Here is a 20,917-nt window from a genome sequence, read left to right as displayed (position 1 = left end):
CACGGGTGGGCGGCGGTCCACAGTCGTATCCAGGAGCCGGCCATCGTCGGGTTATCCGTCGGCCATCCCCCGGGTTATCCGGCCACTGATCCGCAGGTCAGGGGGTTGCGGGTCGGCCCCGGTCCACCACACCCGACCCGACGTTCGCCCCCTCCGGGTCGCCCGGCAACTGCCGGGGCAGGACCGGGATACGCAGCTCCCGGCGGCGGTCCAGCGGCCGGACCGCCGCTGCCAGTCGCTCGTCCTCGCCGGCTGCGGCGGCGTACGCGTCGGTCAGCATGGCGAGCACCCGGTACTCGAACAGCGGCGCCTGGATGGCCCGGAACAGCCCCAGCGCGCGGTGCAGATGCACCACCGCCTGCGGCGGGTTGCCGCAGGCCAGGGCGAGTTCACCGAGCGCCAGCGAGACCCGCGCCTCGATCAGCCGCTCCCCCGCGGTACTGGCCAGCCGCAACGCGGTCTGCAACGCCGTACCGGACTCGATGGTCTCCCCGGTCCGCAGGTGCGCGATGCCCAACCCGTGCAGCGCGTACGCCTCACCCACCGGATCACCGATGTCCTGCACGACGATCAGCGCCTGCCCGAACGCCTCGGCGGCGGCACCGGGCTCGCCGGCCTGGAGGTAGGCGTCCCCCAACCGGTGCAGCACCTGCGCCTCGACCCGGCGGCTACCGGCCCGCCGGCTCAACTCCAGGGCCTCGGGCAGCAGCCGGCGCGCGGTGTCGATGTCCCCGGTCTCCAACTTGATCTGCGCCAGGCTGTGCAGCACGTACGCGGCGGCGACCAGGTCACCGCCCTGCCGGAAGATCTCCAACGCCCGCTCGTACCGGTCGGTGGCCGCCTCGAAGTTGCCGCACATCCGGTCGATGAAGGCGATGTTGCGCATCACCAGCGCGGCCCCCTGGCAGTCCGCCGAGTCCCGGAACAGCTCGGCGGCGGCCTCCAGCCGCTTGCGTGCCTCGTCGAACCGCTGCTCCACGATGTGCAGCGACCCGGTCGAGTAGAGCATCGCGGCGGTGGCCCGGTCGTTTCCCTCCTGCTGGGCGGCGGCCAGGGCGATCCGGTGGGTCTCCCGCCAGTCGTTGAGGTAGATCCGCGACTCGAACAGGGTCACCGCGGTGAGCGCCAGGTCCCAGCAGTGCTCGACGAAGCCGGCCCGGGCGGCCTGCCGGACGGCCGCGACGATGGTCAGCCGCTCCCGTTCGAACCAGGACAGCGGCGGGTCGACGAGCTGGGCCACCAGCCGGTCCGGCAGCGGCCAGCGCCGGGCATCGCTGTGCAGCTTGAGGTAGTCGCCCCCGTACACGCCCCGGTGCGCCCGCTCGCAGACCAGCAGCAGCGCACCGAGTACCCGCTCCAGCGCGTCCTGCCGGTCGGCGGTGGACTCCTCGGCGGCCAGGCGTTCCCGGGCGAAGACCCGGATCAGGTCGTGGAAGCGGTAGTGGCTGTGCAGCCCGTTCCCGGTCCCGACGGTCTCGATGAGCTGCGCGTCGGCGAGGTCGTCAAGCAGGTCCTGCGCCTCGGTCAGGGGCTGGTCCAGCAGGGCGGCACCGACCCAGCCGGAGAAGTGCGGGAAGTCCAGGACGGCGAGCAGCCGGAACAGTCGCCTGGCGTCCTCGGCCATGCTGTCGTAGGTCAGCGAGATGCTGGCCCGGATCCCCATGCCGCTGTGCTTGAGCTCGTCGAGCCGGCGCGCCTCGTTCTCCAGCCGTTCGACGAGCTGACCGACGCTCCAGTGCGGGCGGGCCGAGAGCCGGGCACCGGCGATCCGCAGGGCCAACGGGAGGTGCCCGCACAGCTCGGCCAGTTCGGTGGCCGCCCCGGCCTCCCGGGCCACCCGGGGCGCCCCGGCGATCCGGGAGAGCAGCTCGACCGAGTGCCGGGTGTCGAAGACGTCCAGGTCGATGTGGATGGCGCCGGGCAGCCCGGTGAGCCGGCTCCGGCTGGTGATCAGCACGGCGGAGTGCGGCGTCCCCGGCAGCAGCGGCAGGATCTGGTCCTCGCCGCCGGCGTTGTCCAGCACGATCAGCATCTTGCGGTCGGAGAGCAGGTCGCGGTACATCTCGGCCCGCTCCTCCAGGCCATGCGGGATCCCGGTTCCCGGTACGCCCAGCACCCGCAGGAAGCGTTCCAGCACCTGGGTGGGGCTGACCTGCTGGGAGGTCCGGCCGTGCAGGTCGGCGAAGAGCTGCCCGTCCGGGTACCGGGCGGCGACCCGGTGCGAGACGTGCACCGCGAGCGTGGTCTTGCCGACGCCGGGCTTGCCGGCCATCACGATCACCGGTACGGCGAGGTGCGCCGGGTTCTCGGCGGCCAGGGCGAACTGCTGCTCGATCGCGTCGGTCTGCTTGGCCCGGCCGGTGAAGTCGGCGATGTCGGTGGGCAGCAGGCAGGGCACGACGGCCGCCGGTTCGGCCACGCCGGGCGCGGACGGCCGGCGGGGCGGGTCGGTGGGCGTGGCGGGCGTGGCGAGACCGGCCTCCAGCGGGGGCGTGGCCAGATTGAGCCGGGCGTCGGAGGTGAGGATCGCGTGCTGGAGCTGCTGGAGCCACTCGTTGGGCTCCAGGCCGAGTTCGTCGATCAGCCGGCGCCGGGCCACCCGGTACGCCTCAAGGGCCTCGGCCTGCCGCCCGGACCGGTAGAGCGCGAGCATCAGCTGTCCGCGCAGCCGCTCCCGCAGCGGGTACTCCTCGACCAGGTCGGTCAGCTCGGCGACCAGGTCACGGTGCCGGCCCAGTTCGAGTTCGAGTTCGAGGCAGTCCTCGTTGACACTGATCCGCCGCTCGGTCAGCCGGGTCACCGCCGACTGGATCAGCCGGCTGTCCAGCCCTTCCATCGCCGTACCGCGCCAGAGGCCGAGCGCGGAGCGGTATTGCCGGACCGCCTCCTCCGTACGGTTGTCGTCCCGGGCCTGCCGGGCCTGGGTCAGCAGCTCCTCGTAGCGGTGCAGGTCCAGGGCGCCATCGTCGACCCGGAGCAGGTAACCGCCCGACCGGGTGACGATCGCGTCGGGGTAGCCGTGGGCGGCGAAGAGCCGGCGCAGTGCGGAGACGCAGATCTGCACCTGTACCCGGGAGGTGGGGGGTAGGTCCTCCCCGTAGATGGCCTCGACCAGTCGGGCGATCGGAACGAGACGGTTGGCTTCGAGCGCGAGGCTCGCGAGCACCACCTGCTGTCGGTGACCTCCCAGATCGAGACGATTGCCGTTGGCGACAACCTCCAGCGGGCCCAGGATACGTAACTCCACGTGCGCCTCCTCGGGCGAGAGGTCGCGGGGAGAGGCAGCCGGGAAGGTCAGCATCGCCAACCCTCCACACGCCTGACAGGCGGAGGGATGCCTGTCCCACCGCCGGGCTTCGGGTCGTGACCAGAACCCGAGCTACGGACCACCGCTTGCACAGTCACGGATGTCTTTCCCCCCGTACCGCTGCAAGGCTACGAATTTGGTCAGCCGGTCGCTAGTCGAGGCAGCAGGTCAGGTCTTATCGCCCAACCAAGACTGCCCGAACCGCCAATTGTGGAAACAGGTTCGTTACTTTTGTTGTTATTAGCCTGATCGTAACGTGGCTATGCTCGCTCAGCCCGGAAAAAATGCGAATAGCTTTCACGTACTGCCATGTCTGCTTACCTGAGCAGGGCGGACAGGATAGACACCGCCCGTGAGCAGCAGTTATAACGTCCTGCACAAATCTGATTACCAAAAGTCAGGTAAAACCACGACGCCCACCAGCGGCGCGTACGCTGCGTATCTACTTCGTCATTCCCGGTTGCCAACGCAGATGCCCCCCGCAATACCCGGCACACCCGGAACAACGGTAGCCGGTTGGGCCGGGTTCACCAGGGCCTGTTCACCCATTCCACCGGCTTCCACGAGAACCATCTGTGCTTTCGGCCACCAGCGGCCACCCCACCCGGAGAATTTCTGATCAGTCAAATTTCCCGGCAGCACGGGTCGGGGCGGCGCACTGCCGGGGCACCGAACCCCGCTACCGCCGCTCCAGGATGACCCGTTCTGCGGTGAGGTCAGCCCGGGTCGACTTGAAGCCGGCGGTGGCGACCGCCTTACCCAGCGAGTTGCTGGTCGAATACCAGTAGGGCGGATGGTTACGGGCAGACGGCGGCAGCGCCGCCCCCAGGATGTCCTCGATCTCGGCGAAGGTCAGTGGAAGCGAGTCCACTGTCTGTGCCCGCAACCAGTCGATGAGCGGCTGATATTTGCCCGGAGGCGACGTGTCGTGCCCGGGATCATCCGGCAGCTCATCGACAGCGGGGGTGCTCTCCTTCTCTGCGGAGACGAGAGGCACCGCGCCCGCAGTGCCCTTCGGCGCCGGCCAGATGTCGACGACGACCTGCGCCAACTCCCGGGTACGGGTCCGGATGGTGTCCTCGTTCCAGGAGTCCGGTGCACCGAGCACCAGATCGGCGTTGAGTTTGAGGGTGGTGTGCTTCAACAGCTCGGTCCGCTTGCCGGTGGCACCGAGTCCCCGCTCCTGCGCCTCTTGGTCGGTCCACGGACGGTTGGACAGCGCCGGGTTCAGTTTGCTGGTGACCAGGGTCAGGTTACCGAGCGTGTGGATGAGCAGATCCCGATCAACGGCCGCCGCCTCGTCCACCCCGGCCGACCAGTGCTCGCGCCAGGCCTGGGGCATGAGGTGTTCCACGGTCAGGTTGCGCGGACACCAACTGTGCTCGCTTTTCTCCGTCCGCCGGTGGTCCTCGATCGCCTCGATCAGCATCCGGAGCCGGGCCCGCAGCAGTGCCTTGTAGAGCGGGGCAGTCTCCAACGCCTCCATCACCTGCGCGTCGGTGGGCCAGAAGCGCGAGTCTGCCTGCTGGGCGAGCAGGAAACGCTCGGTCACGTCACCGGCGGCGGACGGACCACACGTGCGCAATTCCCGCAGCAGCTCCAGCATCAGACGGTTGATGTCCTTGCTGGTGAGGCGGCAGATGGCTCGACGGATGAGCCAGCTCTCCAGCACACCGAGAGCCTTGTCCCGCTGGTCCGGCGACAGTACGTCGGCTGGCCACCGGAGCAGCCACAGCAGGATCGGGGTGACCACTGCCGAATCCAACGCCTGGAGCACCCGGTACCTGAACCGCCCTACCGCGGAATCCGCCGACCAGGAGTCCAGGGAGGCATAGTTGCGGGCATCCTGACTCAGCTCTGCCAGAAGCACCGCAAGCTCGGGTTGCCCGTCGTGCAGGTGCTCACGGAACGCGACGAAGATGCGGTCCGATGGCACCTCCCGTGCGGTACGCATAATCAACCAGTAGTTGACGAAAATGTCGATGCGGGGCACGTACTGGCGGCCCCGGGCGACCTTCTGCCGCCAGTAGTCGGTGTCCAGGTCCCGCCACCACTGCTGATAGAGGCCGGTGACGTCGAGCCCTTGGGTCAGGGCCACCTGGAAGACCAGGTTCTTGATCAGATCCGCTGCCAGCAGCGGTGCACCCCGGTGGTTCAGCGTCTCGAAGATGACCTGTGCGTTGTCGCCCGGCTCCAGGTCGATCACCACGAGCTTGAGGTGTTCCCGTAGCGCCTGGGCCAGGGCCCGGATCCGGGCGGCCGCCTTGTCGGGGTCACCGGTCACCTCCGCCCAGTCCTCGACGGCCCGGACGAAGTAGGCATGTGCGCGGACCACCGTGGCGTCGGCGAGTTCCGCCGGGAGAACTGGCCCACCTGCCGATGGTGCTGGCTTCCCACTCGTCATGGCCGCCCGGAACGCGTCCTGGTCGCGGTCGGTGGGCCAGACCTTGAACACCTCGTCCTGGTCTTGTGAGATAACCGGCTCGTTACGGACCAGGATGCGCAACGCTTGCGCGTCCATCGATGCGCCGTACTGGGTGGCCACCCGATGCGCAGCGTTGAGCAGCAGTTGCAGCGTGGTAAGACGCTGCTGCCCGTCGATGACGTGCCGGGCCATGATGTACCCGGACGACGCGAACGGCTCGTCCAGCACGATCGCGCCGAGAAAGTGCGGTATGACCTGCGGCCCCCCGAAGCCAGTAGGTGCCGGCAGCAACTGCTCGGCGACGGCGCGGACGTCCTCCCAGAGCGGAGCCCACTGGTCTACCTGGTTCCACACGTACGGTCGCTGGAACAGCGGGACGACGTGGCGCACGTGGTAGCCGAAGATCGCGGTGGGGGTCAGCGTCTTTGCCTGCATGCTCGTCCTCGGGTGGTAGGCGTACGAGTTGCGCACGATCCTCAGCAGGACCGGACGCGGGCGGTGCATCAAGCCGATGTAGACAATCCGACGTGGACTGTCCTTTTGGTACTCGGAGGCGTGCGGCTACTCTGCCTCTCTGTGTTCTGGCGGTGCCCCATGCTATGCCGGCGCCCGGACCGGACGACCGTCGAGAAGCGTCGGAGTGGAGGCACGTACCAGTGAATCGGGCCGATTGGTCACTGGCGTGACGGGCGTTACGGCGAAGCGGTCCCCGGACTCGGGAAAGGCGCCCAAAGTCGGCGACATCCCCGCACCGGGCCAGCTCGTCACGGTCCGGAACCGCCGCTGGGTGGCCGCCGACGTGGTACGCAGCGCGGTGGCCAGCGGGGATCCGCACGTCTTCACCGGTCACCCGCCACACCTGGTGACCCTGGTCAGTGTCGAGGACGATGCCCGCGACGAGGAACTGCGGGTGATCTGGGAGCTGGAACCCGGCCGGATGGTGCACGACAACGCCGTACTCCCCGATCCGGCGGGCGGATTCGACGACCCGGGCCAGTTGGCCGCCTTTCTCGACGCGGTGCGCTGGGGGGCCATCGCCTCCGCCGACCGCACCGCCCTCCAGGCACCGTTCCGTAGCGGGATCGAGATCGAGGACTACCAGCTCGATCCGGTGGTCCGCGCGCTCTCCATGCCGCGTACCAACCTGCTGATCGCCGACGATGTCGGCCTCGGCAAGACCATCGAGGCCGGCCTGGTCATGCAGGAGTTGATGCTCCGGCACCGCGCCCGCACGATGGTCATCGTGTGCCCGGCCGGGCTGACCCGGCAGTGGCGGGACGAGATGCGGGACAAGTTCGGCCTCGACTTCCGCATCGTCGACACCGCCCTGCTCAAGACCCTGCGCCGGTCCCGTGGCCTCTACGCCAACCCGTGGACGCACTATCCACGGCTGATCGTCAGCATCGACTGGCTCAAGCGCCCCCGACCGCTGCGGCTGCTGCGCGAGGTCCTCCCGGTCGCCCCGCGCTATCCCCGCGCGTTCGACCTGCTGGTGGTCGACGAGGTGCACACCTGTGCGCCGTCCGGTCGCGGCCGGTACGCGGTCGACTCGCACCGCACGACGGCGGTGCGGACCCTGGCCCCGCACTGCGAGCACCGGCTCTTCCTCTCCGCTACCCCGCACAACGGTTACCCGGAGTCGTTCAGCGCCCTGCTGGAACTGCTCGACGACCAGCGTTTCGCGCGGGGGGTCAAGCCCACCGAGGAGCAACTCGCCCGGGTGATGGTGCGCCGGCTCAAGAGTGAGCTGCCGCCGAGGTGGGACGGCACCCCGCGCTTCCCCGCCCGGCACCTCAACTACCTGGAGGTCGACTACCCGGCGGCCGAGCGGCAGGCGCACGACCAGCTCAACCGGTACGCGGCCAGCCGCCGCAGCGGCGCGCCCGGCCGGGCCGGGGAACTCGCCGCCGACTTCGTCACCACCCTGCTCAAACGCCGGCTGTTCTCCTCACCGAAGGCGTTCGCGGAGACCGTCGACACCCATCTGGCCACGATGACCGCCCGGTCGGACGGTACCGACGCCGACGTGATCGACCGTGCCGGGGCAGCGGCGGGTGAGCGGGTACTGCAACCGATGATCGAACGGCTCGCCGAGACCGCCGAGGACGACCAGGCGTACCGGGAGGCCGAGGCGGACGCGCTGACCGCCGTCCGGCACTGCGTGGCGCCTTTGTCCACGCAGGAGCGCGCACTCCTGACCGAGCTGCGCACCTGGGCACGGGCCGCCCAGGACCGGCCGGACGCCAAGTTCGCCGCCCTGCGCGGCTGGCTGGATCCAATCGTGCGGCCGGACGGCGGCTGGTCCACCGACCGGGTCATCATCTTCACCGAGTACCGGGACACCCAACGCTGGCTGCACGAACGGCTGCTGACCGCCGGGTATCCGCCGGAGCGGATCGCACTGCTCTACGGCGGGCAGGACGGTGACGAACGCGAGCACGTCAAGAACGTCTTCACCGAGGATCCCGAGCTGGACCCGGTACGGATCCTGCTCGCCACCGACGCGGCCAGCGAGGGCATCAACCTGCAACGGCACTGTCACCGGTTGTTGCACTGGGAGATCCCGTGGAATCCCAACCGCCTCGAACAGCGCAACGGCCGGATCGACCGGCACGGCCAGCGCGCCCCCCGGGTCGAGGTGCTGCACTTCGTACCGGCCGGCTGGCAGCACGTCGACTACACCACCGGTTCGCTGGAGGACGAGCTCGCCTTTCTGCGGCTGGCCGTGGAGAAGGTGGAGGCGATCCGGACCGACCTGGGCAGCGCGGGCGAGGTGATCGCCACCCAGGTCGAGCAGAAGATGACCGGGAAGCGTACGGACTGGCAGGTCACTGACGCCGAGATCGGCCGGCGGGCCGGCCGGGCCCGGCTGCGGGTGGAACGTGACCTGGCCCGGGACCTGCACCGGCTGACCGAGACGTTGCAGGGCAGCCGGGCCGAGCTGAACCTCACCCCGGCCACCGTGGAACGGGTCGTCCGGACCGCCCTGCGGCTGGCCCACCGCCGGGATCTGATCGACGCACCGACCCCGCCCGGCGCCACCGGCACCTGGTTCCGGCTGCCCGAACTCCCCGGCGCCTGGGCGGCGGCCCGCAACGACGGGCTGCTGCACCCGATCACCGGCCGGGAACGACCGGTCACCTTCGACCCGGATGCGGCGGCCGGGCGTACCGACGTGGTCCTGCTGCACCTGGGCCACCAACTCGTCGGGATGTGCCTGCGCCTGCTCCGGGCCGAGCTGTGGGCCCGGGCGGGTGCCCCCGGCGACGGTCGCTCCGGGGCGGCCAGACTGAGCCGGGTCACCGCCCGGGTCGTACCCGGGGACCTGCTGCGCACCCCGGCGGTAGTGGCACACGGCCGGGTGGTGATCACCGGCGCGGAGGGCACCCGGCTGCACGAGGAGATCGTCACGGCCGGCGGGCTGATCGAAGCCGGCCGGTTGACCCGGCTCCGCCAGGAGGAACTGGACAAGCTGCTCGCCGCCGCCACCGAGCAGGCGCCGGCCACCGCCGTGCAGGACCAGCTCACCCGGCTCTGGCCGGCGCTCGCCGGACCACTCGCCCAGGCCCTCGCCACCCGCGCCGGCCAACGCACCCGCAGCCTGCTCGGGTTGCTCACCCGGCGGTGTGACGAGGAGGTCGCGGCGATGGAGGCGGTCCTCGCCGAGCTGGCCACCGCCATCGAACACCGGCTCGACGACACCCCGTCCTGGGAGCAGCCGTCGCTGTTCACCCTGGAACGACCGGAACGCGACCAACTGCACGCCGACCGGGACGCCCTGCGGGCCCGGCTGCGCGACATCCCGGCCCAGCAGGAACGGGAGACCCGGGCCCTGCGACGCCGGTACGCCGACCCGACCGACCGGTGCTTCCCGGCCGCCGTGACCTTCCTGGTGCCCGCCGCCCTCGCCCGAGGTGACCGCTGATGCCCGCCACCACCCCGCCCCGCACGGCCGGCGCCGGTCGCCACAGGGGCCCGGCCCGGCCGTACGTGCCGAGCACCGCCGAGCAGCACGCCGAGTGGCTCGGCCTGCTCCGGCCGGACGGGCCGTTCCTGACCGTCCCGGTGCTCGCCGAGGCGCTGCCGCAGGGTCTGGACACCGTGCCGGAGACCGTCCGGGCCCGCATCCGGCGGGGCTGGGCCGAGGTGCAGGAGTCACCGGATCTACTCGGCCCGCCCTGGACCGAGCTGATCCTCACCGAGTTGCTGCGTTACCCGGACAGCGCCCGTACCGATGGCAGCAGCCTGCCGGCGGAGACGGTGACCGGCGGTTTCCGGCCGGACCTGGTGCTGTCCGGCCCGCAGCCCGGCGGCGGGCGCGCGGCCCGGCTGCACGTCCACCGGCATCCGGTCGGCACCCCGCTGACCACCGCCCGGGGCGGCCAACCGGCGCTGACCGAGCGGGCCGCGCAGCTCTGCCGGGACACCGGTACCCCACTGGCGTTGCTGACCAACGGGCAGCACTGGGCGCTGGTGCACGCCCGCCCCGGCGAGCCCACCGGCACCGCCGTCTTCGACGCCGACCTGTGGCTGGAGGAGCCGGCGCTGCTGCGTGCCTTCGCCACCCTGCTCGCCGCACCCCGGGTGCTGACCCCGCCGACGCACCCGGACGGCACCCCGTCGACCAGCCTGGCCGGGCTCTTCGCGCGCAGCGCCGACGCCCTCACCCAGATCACCACCACCCTCGGCGACCAGGTACGCCGGGCCGTGGAACTCTTCGTCGCCGAGCTGGCCCGGCTGGACCGCGAGTCGGCCGGTACGCTGCTCGCCGACATCGACGGCCGGGAGATCTACCGGGGCGCACTGACCGTCCTGATGCGCCTGGTCTTCCTGCTCTACGCCGAGGAGCAGCGCCTCCTGCCGGCCGGTGACCCGCTCTACGACGCCGCGTACGCCGCGTCCACCCTCTACGACCAGCTCAGCGCCGTCCGGGACCTGCACGGCGACGAGATCGGCGACCGGCGGACCGCCGCTTGGCCCCGGCTGCTCGCCCTCTTCGCCGCCGTGCACGGCGGCTCCGAACATCCGGACCTGCGGATTCCCGCCCACGGGGGGTCGCTCTTCGACCCGGCGCGGTTCCGCTGGCTGACCCGGGCAGCGGTCACCGACCGGGTGGTCCACGAGATGCTGGACGCGCTGCTGATCCTGCGGCACCGGGGCCGGGCCGCCGAGCGGCTCAGCTATTCCAGCCTCGGCGTGGAGCAGATCGGCCACGTCTACGAGGGGTTGTTGGAGTTCTCCTGCGTCCGGGTGGACGTCCCGCACGCCGGGCTGATCGGCAAACACGAGCCGGAGCTGCCGCTCGCCGAGCTGGCCGACGCCGCCGGCCGGGGCGAGGAGGCGCTACGCGCCTGGCTGACCGAACGCTGCGGCCTCACCGCCCGGCAGGTGGACCGGGCCAGGGCCGCCGCGCCCAGCCCGCACGAGCTGGCCGCGCTGCATGCGGCCTGCGACAACGACGCCGAGCTGGCCGACCGGGTACGCCCCTGGTGGGGGCTGCTCCGCACCGACCTGCGCGGCCTGCCCACGGTCTTCCCGGCCGGTTCGGTACTTTTCACCCAGGCCGGTGACCGGCGGGCCACCGGCACCCACTACACCCCCCGGGAGCTGGCCGACGAGGTGGTCCGGCACACCCTCGCCCCGCTCTGCTTCGCGCCCGGCCCGGCGCAGGGCATCGTGGACGAGGGGGTCTGGCGGGCCAAGACCGCCGATGAGCTGCTCAAACTGAAGGTGCTCGACCCGGCGATGGGCTCCGGGGCGTTCCTCGTCTCGGCCTGCCGCTATCTCGCCGAGGTGGTCGTCCGGGCCTGGGACCGGGACGGCCTGCCAGCCGACCTGGCCGCCAGCAACCCGTCCCGGGACGACCTGCTGCTGGCCGCCCGACGCCGGGTCGCCGCGAGGTGCCTCTACGGCGTCGACCGCGACGACATGGCCGTCGAGCTGGCCAAACTGTCGCTCTGGCTGGTCACCCTGGCCAAGGGCAAACCGTTCGGCTTCCTCGACCACGCCCTACGCTGGGGTGACTCGCTGGTCGGCATCACCTCTCTCGACCAGCTCACCGCCTTCCACCTCGACCCGAAGACCGGGCTCTTCCAGAACAACCGGCTGCTCGGCACGATCGTCGACGAGTTGCACGAGGCGGTCGACGAGATCACCCGCCTGCGGGAGTCGATCGAGTCGAGCGTGGTCGAGGACACCCGCGACGCCGCCGACAAGGCCGCCAAGCTCGCCGAAGCGGAACAGCTCGGGTACGGCCTGCGGCTGGCCGCCGACGCGGTGGTCGGCGCCGCGCTCTCCACCGCCGCCCGCGCCCCGCGCCGCTCGGCGACCCTGGACAGCGCCGGCTCCGAGCGGGACGGCAGCTACGACGACCGGATCACCAGCGTCAGTGACAAGGTGTACGCGGTACTCCGCGACCGGGCCGACTCGGAGCTGGAACACCAGCTCCGGGCACAGGTGACCGGCTGGCTGCGCGGCGAACGCCCGGCCCCGATCCGGCCGCTGCACTGGCCGTTGGAGTTTCCCGAGGTGGTCAACCGGGCCGGCTTCGACGCGGTCATCGGCAACCCACCCTTCGTGGGTGGACAGCGTCTCGCCGGCTCGATTGGCCCCGACGTACGCGAATACCTGGTCGAGCGGATCGGCCGGGGCCGGCGGGGCAGCGCCGATCTCTGCTCCTACTTCCTGCTCCGCAACCTGAGCGTGGCGAGGCAGGGTCGGGTCGGCATCATCGCCACCAACACCATCGCCCAGGGCGACACCCGGGAGGTCGGCCTGGACCAGGCGGTCGACATGGGCTGGTCGATCTACCGGGCCAACAAGTCGCAGCCCTGGCCGGGCACCGCCTCACTTGAGGTGTCGCTGCTCTGGGTCGGCCACGGCGCCGCCGCCGACAGGCCGGTCCTGGACGGCCGCCCGGTGCCGGGCATCACCCCGTCCCTGGACGTCCGCTCCCGGGTCACCGGCAAACCGCACCGGCTGGCCGCCAACGCCGGCCAGGCGTTCATCGGTTCATACGTTCTCGGCACGGGTTTCCTGCTGGAACCGGAGCGGGCCGCTTCATTGATCGACAAGGACCCCCGCAACAGGGAGGTGCTCTTCCCCTATCTCAACGGCGAGGACCTGAACTCCCGCCCGGACTGCTCGGCTCGCCGCTGGGTCATCAACTTCCACGACTGGTCTATGGAGATGGCACAGCAGTACCCCGACTGCTTCGCCATCGTCGAACGCGAGGTGAAACCTTTCAGGGCAACCAACAACCGGGCAGCACGGCGAGAGCGATGGTGGCAGTTCGCCGAGAAAGCGCCCGCACTATATGCGGCTATCAGAGGATTAAATCGTGTCCTCGTCATCGCACGGCTCAGCAAAACAGGTCTTCCCACCCTCGTTTCCACTGGTCAGGTCACCAGTGACCAAGTCATCGTTTTTTCCACCGATGGCTACGAGTCTCTCGCACTCCTTTCCAGCAATCTCCATTTTGCTTGGTGGACCACGAAGGGTGAGTCAAGCCTGCGGTCCGATCCTCGATACACACCGTCGGATGGGTTCGAGACGTTTCCGCAGCCAGACAACGCAACCGACCGGATGACGCAGATCGGGGCGGAGTTGGATTCGTACCGGCGGTCGGTGATGTTGGACCGGGAGTTGGGGCTGACGAAGCTCTACAACCTGGTCCACGACGAGCAGGTCAGCAGCGCGGACATTCGGCGGCTGCGGGATATCCACGTCGAGATCGACGAGGCGGTGGCCGAGGCGTACGGCTTCGGTTTGTCTCTCGGGCATGGGTTCCACCAGACCCGGCAGGGCGTCCGCTTCACCATCGATCCGGCCACCCAGGTCGAGGTGCTTGATTTCCTGTTGGAACTCAACCACCAGCGCTACCGGGAAGAGGCGCCCAAGGGACTGAGTTCTGGCACCCGACGAAAGCCGAGCAAGCGAAGCGGCCCGGTCTCCCGCCCTCGCACTCCCGAGGACGACGAGCCCATGCCGCCCGCCCTGGACGGCGCGCTCTTCCCCCGCCCCGACGCCCTCTTCTGACCAAGATTCACGACGGGCACGTGAGCGGTGGCGTCCGCCTCAGCGGGGAGGGCTTTGCCGCTTCCTGACCGCCACCAGCGTGCCAACCACAGCGGCGATGAGCGGCAGCAGGAAGCAAAGGAGGACGGCGACGTGCCACGGCTTGATTGCACCCATGCCCTGAACCGTAGGCGATCATCGATCGCCCTTCCGAAGCCTGTCGGGTAGCCAACAGCCGTGGGCAGTTACTCCCCTCGTGACGCATATGCCCGGCGGCCTTGCCTACGGGAGTGAACACCTCAGCCACTGACGGCGCACCTCTGCACTGACCGTTTATGGCCCCATGGCCGTGGCGGTCTTTCCTGCGGCAGCACAACTCTGGAAGGGCCCCGTCAGTGAACGACTCCGTCCCCGCCAACGTCCGCTACCTACTGATAACTGTGGTCGGGCTGATCTCCGTGATCGCGGCGATCCTGGCGACGGTGCTCAAGGTGAGCACGGGTACCCGGCTTGCGGACGCGGTCCTTGTTTGTGGCGGCCCTGCCTTCGGCGCCACCTTGGGCCTGGGCCTCACCTTCCTGAGCACGGCCAAGCTCATCTGATCAGCAGCGCGGCTCGCCCGCTGAGTCACGGCTCAGGGGGCGAGTCGCCGTTGAGCACCGGCCAGTAGACCGTGTTGGAGGGTCAGGGGGCGGCACAGCGGACAGTCAGGCTCGCGACGCCTGCCCCGACTTCAGCCCGGTCACGAAGCTGGTCCAGGCGGTGGCGTCGAAGGCGAGCACCGGGCCGGTGCGATCCTTGGTGTCCCGTACGTCCACCGCGCCACCGACGAACCGCACCTCAATGCAGGCCGCGTTGTTGGAACTACGGGAGGACTTGAACCAGCCACGATCAGGGGTGGAGTGAGGGGCGATCACGTCATCTCCTTGGTGATCCGCCGGATGAGGGCCAGCGACTCCTCCGAGCCTAACGCCCGCTCCCGCGCCTCGGCGAAGGTGATCGCGTAGTCGGCCACCCGGCTGGACTGGTCGATGATGTCGCTCGACGTGAGGATCTCCTGCCAGACCAGGTCGGGCAGCCGGGGCGACGGGAACGACAGGATCTGGAACGGGCCACCGAGCGCGGGATGCGCCCCCGCGCTGAACGGCATCACCCGGATCTCGATCTGCTCCGGCCGCTCGCTGATCAGCGTGGCGAGGTAGTCGAGCTGCGCCCGCATCACCGCCGGCCCGCCGATCTGCTGACGCAGCGCGCCCTCGGCCACCACGGTGGTGAGCCGGAGCGGCTGGTCCCCGGTCAACCGCCGCTGCCGGGACATCCGGGTGTTGACCCGCCGATCCATCTCGGTCAGCCGGACATAGGTGTTGCCGCCTCGGATGACCGCGCGGGCGTACTCCTCGGTCTGCAACAACCCGTGCAGCAACTCGTTGTCATAGCTGCGAATGTGATCGGCCCCGGCCTCGTAGCCGAGGAAGCGGAGGAAGTCAGCCGGGAAGAGCTGCGAGAACTGATGCCACCAGGCCCGCTGCATCGCCCCGACCCGCAGCTTCTCCAGCTCGACAGCCTCGCGCGGATCGATCTCGTAGATCTTCACGAGCTGCGCCAGCCGGTCGGCGGGCAGTTTGACCCGGCCGGCTTCCACGCCGGAGACGTACGCCTGGGTGATGCCGCTCGCGCGACCGGCCGCGACCGCCGTCATGCCCAGCTCCTCACGGCGCTCGCGCAGCCGCAGGCCCAGCTCCCATGCCTGCACGGTGGGCGACGCAGGAATACGGCCCGATGTGCGGCGACTGCTCGACGGCTTCGACTTCATCGCGACTCCATGCAGAGGTTGGCTTGGATGACGTACGGACCCTACGACAATGATGGCACGATAACTAGAGGCTTGATATAAACGGCGTGTTGTCCGATGCTCGTTTGCGAGCAGGACGTCTACCGAGCACGAGGGGGCACCGGGATGCTGAACGAGGGTCGGTTGGTCTACCAGGAGCCGGAGGTACGGCACGCGTTCTCGCTGTGCCGGATCGTCGACGCGGGCAGTGTCGACGAGTGGTACGAGCTGCTCGGGGTCGTCCAGGTGACGGTGGACCACCGGTCGCCGGACCGGCTGAGTGACCGGCTACAGCCCTGGGCGCTGGCCACCCTCACCGCCGGCGGCTACGGCTTCGGCCGCTACTACGCCGGCTACTCGACGCTTGACGAGGACGGCGAGCCGGACAAGGCCCTCGGCCACGCCCAGATCGACTGGTCCGGCAGCAGCGTCCTGGTCCCCGCCGACCCGGTCGGGTGACCGCCGACGCGATGACCGAGCGTCCGTCATCGGCCCTTGATCGTCTGCAGTTCAGCTGTACTCGGGTCGGCGTGTCACCCCGCTCAACGACAAACGATCAAGATTCCCCCGATCACGACTGTCGCCATCCTTGGCGTTGCCTGGTCGATGACAAGGTGCCAGCCGACGCACCCAGCTCCAGCGGGTGACTTGCTGGGAGGACCAATGAAGATCGATGTTCGTCTCGCTGCCGAGCTGACCCTCTTCGCCGACCCAGCGGGCACCGACGGGCAGTTCGCGGCATTCCTGGACGAGGTGATGGACCAACTGGCTGCCATCGGCCGGGAGGATGTCGACCTTGCCGCGCGGCTGTCGGACCGGTACGCCGAGTTCGAGACGACCGTCGAAGCGGCTGACTCGACATGGCAGGAGCCGGCTTCCTGATGGACCTATGCACGGCCCTGCACGCAGCCACCGCCCTGGTTCCCGCCGACCCGGTCGGGTGACCGCCGGCCGCCCCGAATCGTTGATCCTCCTCGCAGCGTGAAGGCGCAGCCGTGAACAGGGGAAACAGCCGACCCGGGAGTATGATTTGAGTATGACAAAGCGTGTGACGGTGAGCCTGCCCGACGATGTCGCGGCGTACCTCGACCAGGAGGAGAACGCCTCGGCGGCGGTGGCCGACGCGCTGCGCGCCCGGATGAATCGGGCTGCGGCAACGGCGGAGATGCTCCGGGCGGTCGGGATCGAGGTCACCGACGCCGGCCGCGACCGGGTGCGCGGGGCCCTGCCCCGGCTGACGGCCGAGCAGCGAGCCGAGAACCAGCGCCGCCGGGACATGGTGCGTGCGGGGACCTGGCCGGCCGACGAGAGCGCCGCCGCCTGATGGCCCACGACGCCGACATCGAGATCCGCGCCGTCCTGGACACCTCCGCGATGTTGTCCTACGCCTAGGGGCACGTGCAGGTCGGAGAGTTGCTGGTCGAGGTCGCCGACGAAGGCGCCTACACCGGGCTGCCGACCGTGGCGCTGCTCGACGCGTACACCCGGGTCAGCAGCGGGCCCGCGCGGGCCCGGCTCGGGGTGCTCGCCACCCTGCCCGGCGTCGCGGTGCTGCCGTTGGGCTCGGGCGAGGCGGCCGACGCCGCCGCCGTCGCCAGCCTCGTCAAGGGGGACCTCGGCCGGGCCCACGCGGTCTGGGCGGCACTCGACCACAGCGCCTACTACCTCACCAGCGAACCGCACCTGGCTCCGTCGGTCATCCCCATCGACCAGGTGCACACCATCCCGGTCGACGACATCTGACCAGCCGCCGGTCCGGCCGCACTGCGTATACACAGTGGACGGCGGTGCCACGACGGCGGTTCGACCGGTTACGGTGGCCGGCATGGATGGGGAGAGCGTGCTCGCCGTACCCGATGAGCGGGTGATCCGCGACAAGCTGCACCGGCTGGTCCTGGCCGACCTGCTCGGGCCGCTCGGCGACCCCGACGAGGAGTTCCCCACCCGGGAGGACCCGCTCGAACGGTACGTGCTCGGGCGGCTCGCCCCGAACGGCGTGTCGGTCGACCCGGCCACCCAGGACGAGTTGGGCGACGCGGCGGCACCGGACATCGTGGAGGGTTCCGCCGAGCCCAGCGCCCCGAACGTGCCGAGCCTGGCACCCTCCGCGCTGGGCTTCACCGCCTGCGTGGATGGCGAGGTGACCGCGCTGCGGGTCACCGCCTCCTGGGGGCGCTACGTGCGCACCACCTCCCGGCAGGAGGAGCGCGCCGGGCGGCAGGTCTGGCAGCGCCAGCAGCGGGGTGGCGAGAAGCTCGTGCCGCTCCGCGACGGGCCGCTGCCGGTCCTGGCCCTCGACCCGGCGCAGCCGGAGGTCGTGGTGCGCGGCCGGGCCCGCCAGTTGGCCGGTCACTGGCTGGTCTCGCTGTTCCTGGAGAACCGTCAGCCGGCCACGGCCAAACGCGACGCCGGGCGCTGGCTCTTCCAGGTGGAGCTGAGCGCGACCGGCCCGGACGGCTGGCCGGTCTTCGTGCCCCGGCCCGAGCAGACCACCGGCGGGGACGCCGCCGACCAGGCCGAGCGGCAGCGGCTCGCGATGGCGTACCGGTTCCATCCGGAGTTCGCCGTCGGGCACGGCACGGCGGTCCGCGCCGTACCGGCCGACGACGATCCGCTGAGGGCCGTCGAGCTGATCAGTTGCACGGTCCCGGAGCACGAGGTGCCCTTCACCGACGTACCCGACCCGGACCACGATCCCGACCTGCCGGAGCTGGCCGAGGTGCAGCTCGACATGCGGGCACTCGCCGAGCTGGCCGCCGGGCCGGCACCGGCCCTCACCGCCGCCCTGCAACCCCTGGTCAACGGGTACCGGGCCTGGATCGCCCGCCACCGGGCCGGCGTGACCGACCCGGCCCGGCGGCTCGACGGGTACCGGACAGCCGCCCGGGACGCGCTGACCGACGCCGGCCGGGCCGCCGACCGGATCGCCGCCGGCATCGCCCTGCTCGACGCCGACCCGGTGGCCCGCCGGGCGTTCGCCTTCGCCAACCAGGCGATGTACCTGCAACGGGTGCACACCCGGGTCGCCGCCGACCGGCGGGAACGGCCGGAGGTCAGCCTCGGCCAGGCGTTCGCCGCCGCCGACCAGCCGGTCAACCACCGGTGGCGCCCGTTCCAGCTCGCCTTCATCCTGCTCAACCTGCCCGCACTGGCCGATCCCCGGCACCCGGAACGCTCCGACGACCCCGAGTCGGCGGTCGCCGACCTGCTCTGGTTCCCCACCGGTGGTGGCAAGACCGAGGCGTACCTCGGCCTCACCGCGTTCACCATCGCCGTACGGCGGCTCCAGCCCACGTACGGCGGCCTGACCGCCGACGCCGGGGTGGCCGTGCTGATGCGTTACACGCTGCGCCTGCTCACGATCCAGCAGTTCGAACGGGCGGCCACCCTGATCTGCGCGGCGGAGAGCCTGCGCCAGGCGGACGTGGCGACCTGGGGGCGGGAACCCATCCGGATCGGGCTCTGGGTCGGTGGACGGGTCACCCCGAACCGGATCGACGACGTAAAGGAGTGGCTGAAGCAGCGTCGGTGGCCCGGTCCGAACGGCCGGGGGCAGGGCTCGCCGCACCAGCTCACCACCTGCCCATGGTGCGGCTCCCCGATCGTGGCCGGTCGGGACATCCTGCTGGACGCGACGTACCGCCGCACCCTGATCGTCTGCCCCGAGGTGGACTGCCCGTTCAGCAGCGTCAGCGGGTACCACCTCCCGGACGACCAGCGTGGCCTGCCGGTCCTGGTGGTCGACGAGGAGATCTACCGCCATCCACCGTCGTTGCTGATCGCCACGGTGGACAAGTTCGCCCAGCTCGCCTGGAAAGGTGAGACGGCGGCGCTGTTCGGCCGGGTCAACCGGCGCTGCGAGCGGCACGGACACCTCACCGAGGACATGGAGCGGGCCGACTGGGAGAGACCCACGCACCGGGCGATCGGGGGCGCCCCGGCCGCCCGCATCGTCGACTGTGCCCGGCTCCGCCCACCGGACCTGGTCATCCAGGACGAGTTGCACCTGATCTCCGGTCCGCTCGGCTCCCTGGTCGGCCTCTACGAGACCGCGGTGGACCGGCTGGCGAGCTGGGAACCGAAGCCCGGCCGCTGGGCCCGCCCGAAGGTGGTCGCCTCCACCGCGACGGTCCGCCGGGCACACCGGCAGATCGGCGCCCTGTTCCACCGGGGGACCGAGGTCTTCCCGCCGCCCGGCCTGGACGCCGCCGACAGCTTCTTCGCCCGCCAGCGCCTGTCGGAAGAGCATCCGGGCCGGCGGTACATCGGGATCTGCGCCCATGGCAGCCGGATCAAGTCGACCCTGATCCGGGTCTACGTGTCGGTGCTCGGTGCGGCCCAGAAGCTGCACGAGACGTACGGCCACAATCCGGTCACCGACCCGTACATGACGCTGGTCGGGTACTTCAACAGTCTGCGGGACCTCGGTGGCATGCGCCGGCTGGTCGAGGACGACGTCTCCACCCGTCTCATCCGCGCCGACGAGCGGGGCCTGGCCCGCCGGTACGACCCGCAGTTGCGGGAGCTGACCTCCCGGCTGCCCTCGGACGCCATCCGGCCGCTACTCGACCAGCTCGCCGTCCGGTTCACCGGCGATCGGTCCCGGGACAGCAAGCGACCGATCGACGTACTCCTCGCCACCAGCATGATCGCGGTCGGGGTCGACGTGTCCCGGCTCGGCGTCATGGTCGTCGCCAACCAGCCCAAGTCGACCGCCGAGTACATCCAGGCCACCAGTCGGGTCGGCCGGACCGCCCCCGGCCTGGTCTTCACCGTCTACAACTGGGCGCGCCCCCGCGACCTGTCGCACTACGAACGGTTCGACCACTTCCACGCCAACGTCTACCGGCACGTCGAAGCCCTCTCGGTGACCCCGTTCGCCGAGCGGGCCATCGACCGGGGCCTCACCGGAGTGCTGGTCGCACTCGTCCGCGACCTCGAACCGGGCTACAACGGCAATCTGCGCGCCCAGGAGTTCGACCGGCACAGCCAACTGGCCGACCACATCGTCCGGTTCCTCAAGCGCCGCAGCGACGTCGCCGCCGACAACGCCGTCCGGAACCGGGTCGAGGACGAGTTGGAGGCCCGACTCGACCTGTGGGCGCGGGAACGTGCCCGACCGGCCCGGCGGCTCGCCTACGACAAGCCGTACCGCAGCGACGACGTCGCCGGCCTGCTGCACCGCCCCGAGGAGGGCCGCTGGCGGCCGACGACCTGCCCCACCTCGCTACGCGACGTCGAACCGGGCATCCAGCTCCAACTACAACTCAACGGCGCGGCCGAGGAGGCCCCGCCGCCCTTCCTTCCCCGCGACCACGGGACCCCGGCGGCAACCTGA

Annotated in this window: 12 protein-coding genes; 8 read left to right on the top strand and 4 right to left on the bottom strand. The window is 70.5% G+C overall.

Annotated elements, in window-relative coordinates; all coding sequences use genetic code 11:
* Positions 1–97: 97 nt before the first annotated feature.
* Both V6U90_RS14085 and V6U90_RS14080 read right to left on the bottom strand, forming a co-directional pair.
* Positions 98–3,247 (bottom strand): AfsR/SARP family transcriptional regulator, encoded by a 3,150-nt coding sequence (locus V6U90_RS14085; protein WP_334435522.1) that lies wholly within the window; start codon positions 3,245–3,247, stop codon positions 98–100.
* A 739-nt stretch (positions 3,248–3,986) separates the two neighbouring features.
* A complete protein-coding gene (locus V6U90_RS14080) occupies positions 3,987–6,236 on the bottom strand; it encodes a DUF262 domain-containing protein (RefSeq protein ID WP_334435519.1) in 2,250 nt (749 codons plus the stop codon).
* Positions 6,237–6,414: 178 nt separating this feature from the next.
* On the opposite strand from V6U90_RS14080, the gene drmD reads away from it, so the two are divergent.
* The 3 genes from drmD to V6U90_RS14065 all read left to right on the top strand — a co-directional run bounded on the left by drmD (position 6,415) and on the right by V6U90_RS14065 (position 14,350).
* Positions 6,415–9,657 carry a DISARM system SNF2-like helicase DrmD gene (gene drmD / locus V6U90_RS14075; RefSeq protein WP_334435516.1) on the top strand — a complete coding sequence of 1,081 codons (3,243 nt, stop codon included), beginning with the start codon at positions 6,415–6,417 and terminating at the stop codon, positions 9,655–9,657.
* On the top strand, positions 9,657–13,769 hold the full coding sequence (locus tag V6U90_RS14070) for an Eco57I restriction-modification methylase domain-containing protein (RefSeq protein ID WP_334435514.1): 4,113 nt from the start codon (positions 9,657–9,659) through the stop codon (positions 13,767–13,769). Before drmD ends, V6U90_RS14070 begins: the two co-directional genes overlap by 1 nt.
* Before the next feature lie 374 nt (positions 13,770–14,143).
* Positions 14,144–14,350, top strand: a complete 207-nt coding sequence (locus tag V6U90_RS14065; protein ID WP_334435511.1) for a hypothetical protein — start codon at positions 14,144–14,146, stop codon at positions 14,348–14,350.
* Between the two features lie 105 nt (positions 14,351–14,455).
* Here the strand turns inward: V6U90_RS14065 and V6U90_RS14060 are convergent, their stop codons facing one another.
* Both V6U90_RS14060 and V6U90_RS14055 read right to left on the bottom strand, forming a co-directional pair.
* Complete coding sequence (locus tag V6U90_RS14060; protein WP_442933584.1) at positions 14,456–14,665, bottom strand: DUF397 domain-containing protein; 210 nt, start codon at positions 14,663–14,665, stop codon at positions 14,456–14,458.
* A complete protein-coding gene (locus V6U90_RS14055; protein WP_334435509.1) occupies positions 14,662–15,561 on the bottom strand; it encodes a helix-turn-helix domain-containing protein in 900 nt (299 codons plus the stop codon). The genes V6U90_RS14060 and V6U90_RS14055 overlap by 4 nt, the downstream gene beginning before the upstream one ends.
* A gap of 144 nt (positions 15,562–15,705) precedes the next feature.
* On the opposite strand from V6U90_RS14055, the gene V6U90_RS14050 reads away from it, so the two are divergent.
* From V6U90_RS14050 to drmA, 5 genes are all read left to right on the top strand, one after another.
* Complete coding sequence (locus V6U90_RS14050; RefSeq protein WP_334435506.1) at positions 15,706–16,038, top strand: hypothetical protein; 333 nt, start codon at positions 15,706–15,708, stop codon at positions 16,036–16,038.
* 204 nt (positions 16,039–16,242) lie between these two features.
* The gene (locus tag V6U90_RS14045; RefSeq protein WP_334435504.1) at positions 16,243–16,461 is read left to right on the top strand and encodes a hypothetical protein; all 219 of its coding nucleotides are present in this window, start codon (positions 16,243–16,245) and stop codon (positions 16,459–16,461) included.
* Positions 16,462–16,615: 154 nt separating this feature from the next.
* Entirely contained in the window at positions 16,616–16,903 is a 288-nt protein-coding gene (locus V6U90_RS14040) for a hypothetical protein (RefSeq protein ID WP_334435501.1), read from the top strand.
* 74 nt (positions 16,904–16,977) lie between these two features.
* Positions 16,978–17,322, top strand: a complete 345-nt coding sequence (locus V6U90_RS14035; protein ID WP_334435498.1) for a hypothetical protein — start codon at positions 16,978–16,980, stop codon at positions 17,320–17,322.
* An 82-nt stretch (positions 17,323–17,404) separates the two neighbouring features.
* Positions 17,405–20,917, top strand: coding sequence for a DISARM system helicase DrmA (gene drmA / locus V6U90_RS14030; RefSeq protein WP_334435496.1), 3,513 nt, complete (start codon positions 17,405–17,407; stop codon positions 20,915–20,917).

It is taken from the genome of Micromonospora sp. CPCC 206060, from assembly GCF_036906895.1.
Lineage (GTDB): Bacteria > Actinomycetota > Actinomycetes > Mycobacteriales > Micromonosporaceae > Micromonospora.
This window is presented reverse-complemented; position numbering and strand designations above follow the sequence as displayed.

Bases quoted from the DNA above. Each gene is read 5' to 3' on its own strand.
- V6U90_RS14080 (WP_334435519.1), bottom strand. From the start codon at position 6,236: ATGCACCGCCCGCGTCCGGTCCTGCTGAGGATCGTGCGCAACTCGTAC.
- V6U90_RS14070 (WP_334435514.1), top strand. From the start codon at position 9,657: ATGCCCGCCACCACCCCGCCCCGCACGGCCGGCGCCGGTCGCCACAGG.
- V6U90_RS14055 (WP_334435509.1), bottom strand. From the start codon at position 15,561: ATGAAGTCGAAGCCGTCGAGCAGTCGCCGCACATCGGGCCGTATTCCT.
- V6U90_RS14050 (WP_334435506.1), top strand. From the start codon at position 15,706: ATGCTGAACGAGGGTCGGTTGGTCTACCAGGAGCCGGAGGTACGGCAC.
- V6U90_RS14045 (WP_334435504.1), top strand. From the start codon at position 16,243: ATGAAGATCGATGTTCGTCTCGCTGCCGAGCTGACCCTCTTCGCCGAC.
- V6U90_RS14040 (WP_334435501.1), top strand. From the start codon at position 16,616: ATGACAAAGCGTGTGACGGTGAGCCTGCCCGACGATGTCGCGGCGTAC.
- drmA (WP_334435496.1), top strand. From the start codon at position 17,405: ATGGATGGGGAGAGCGTGCTCGCCGTACCCGATGAGCGGGTGATCCGC.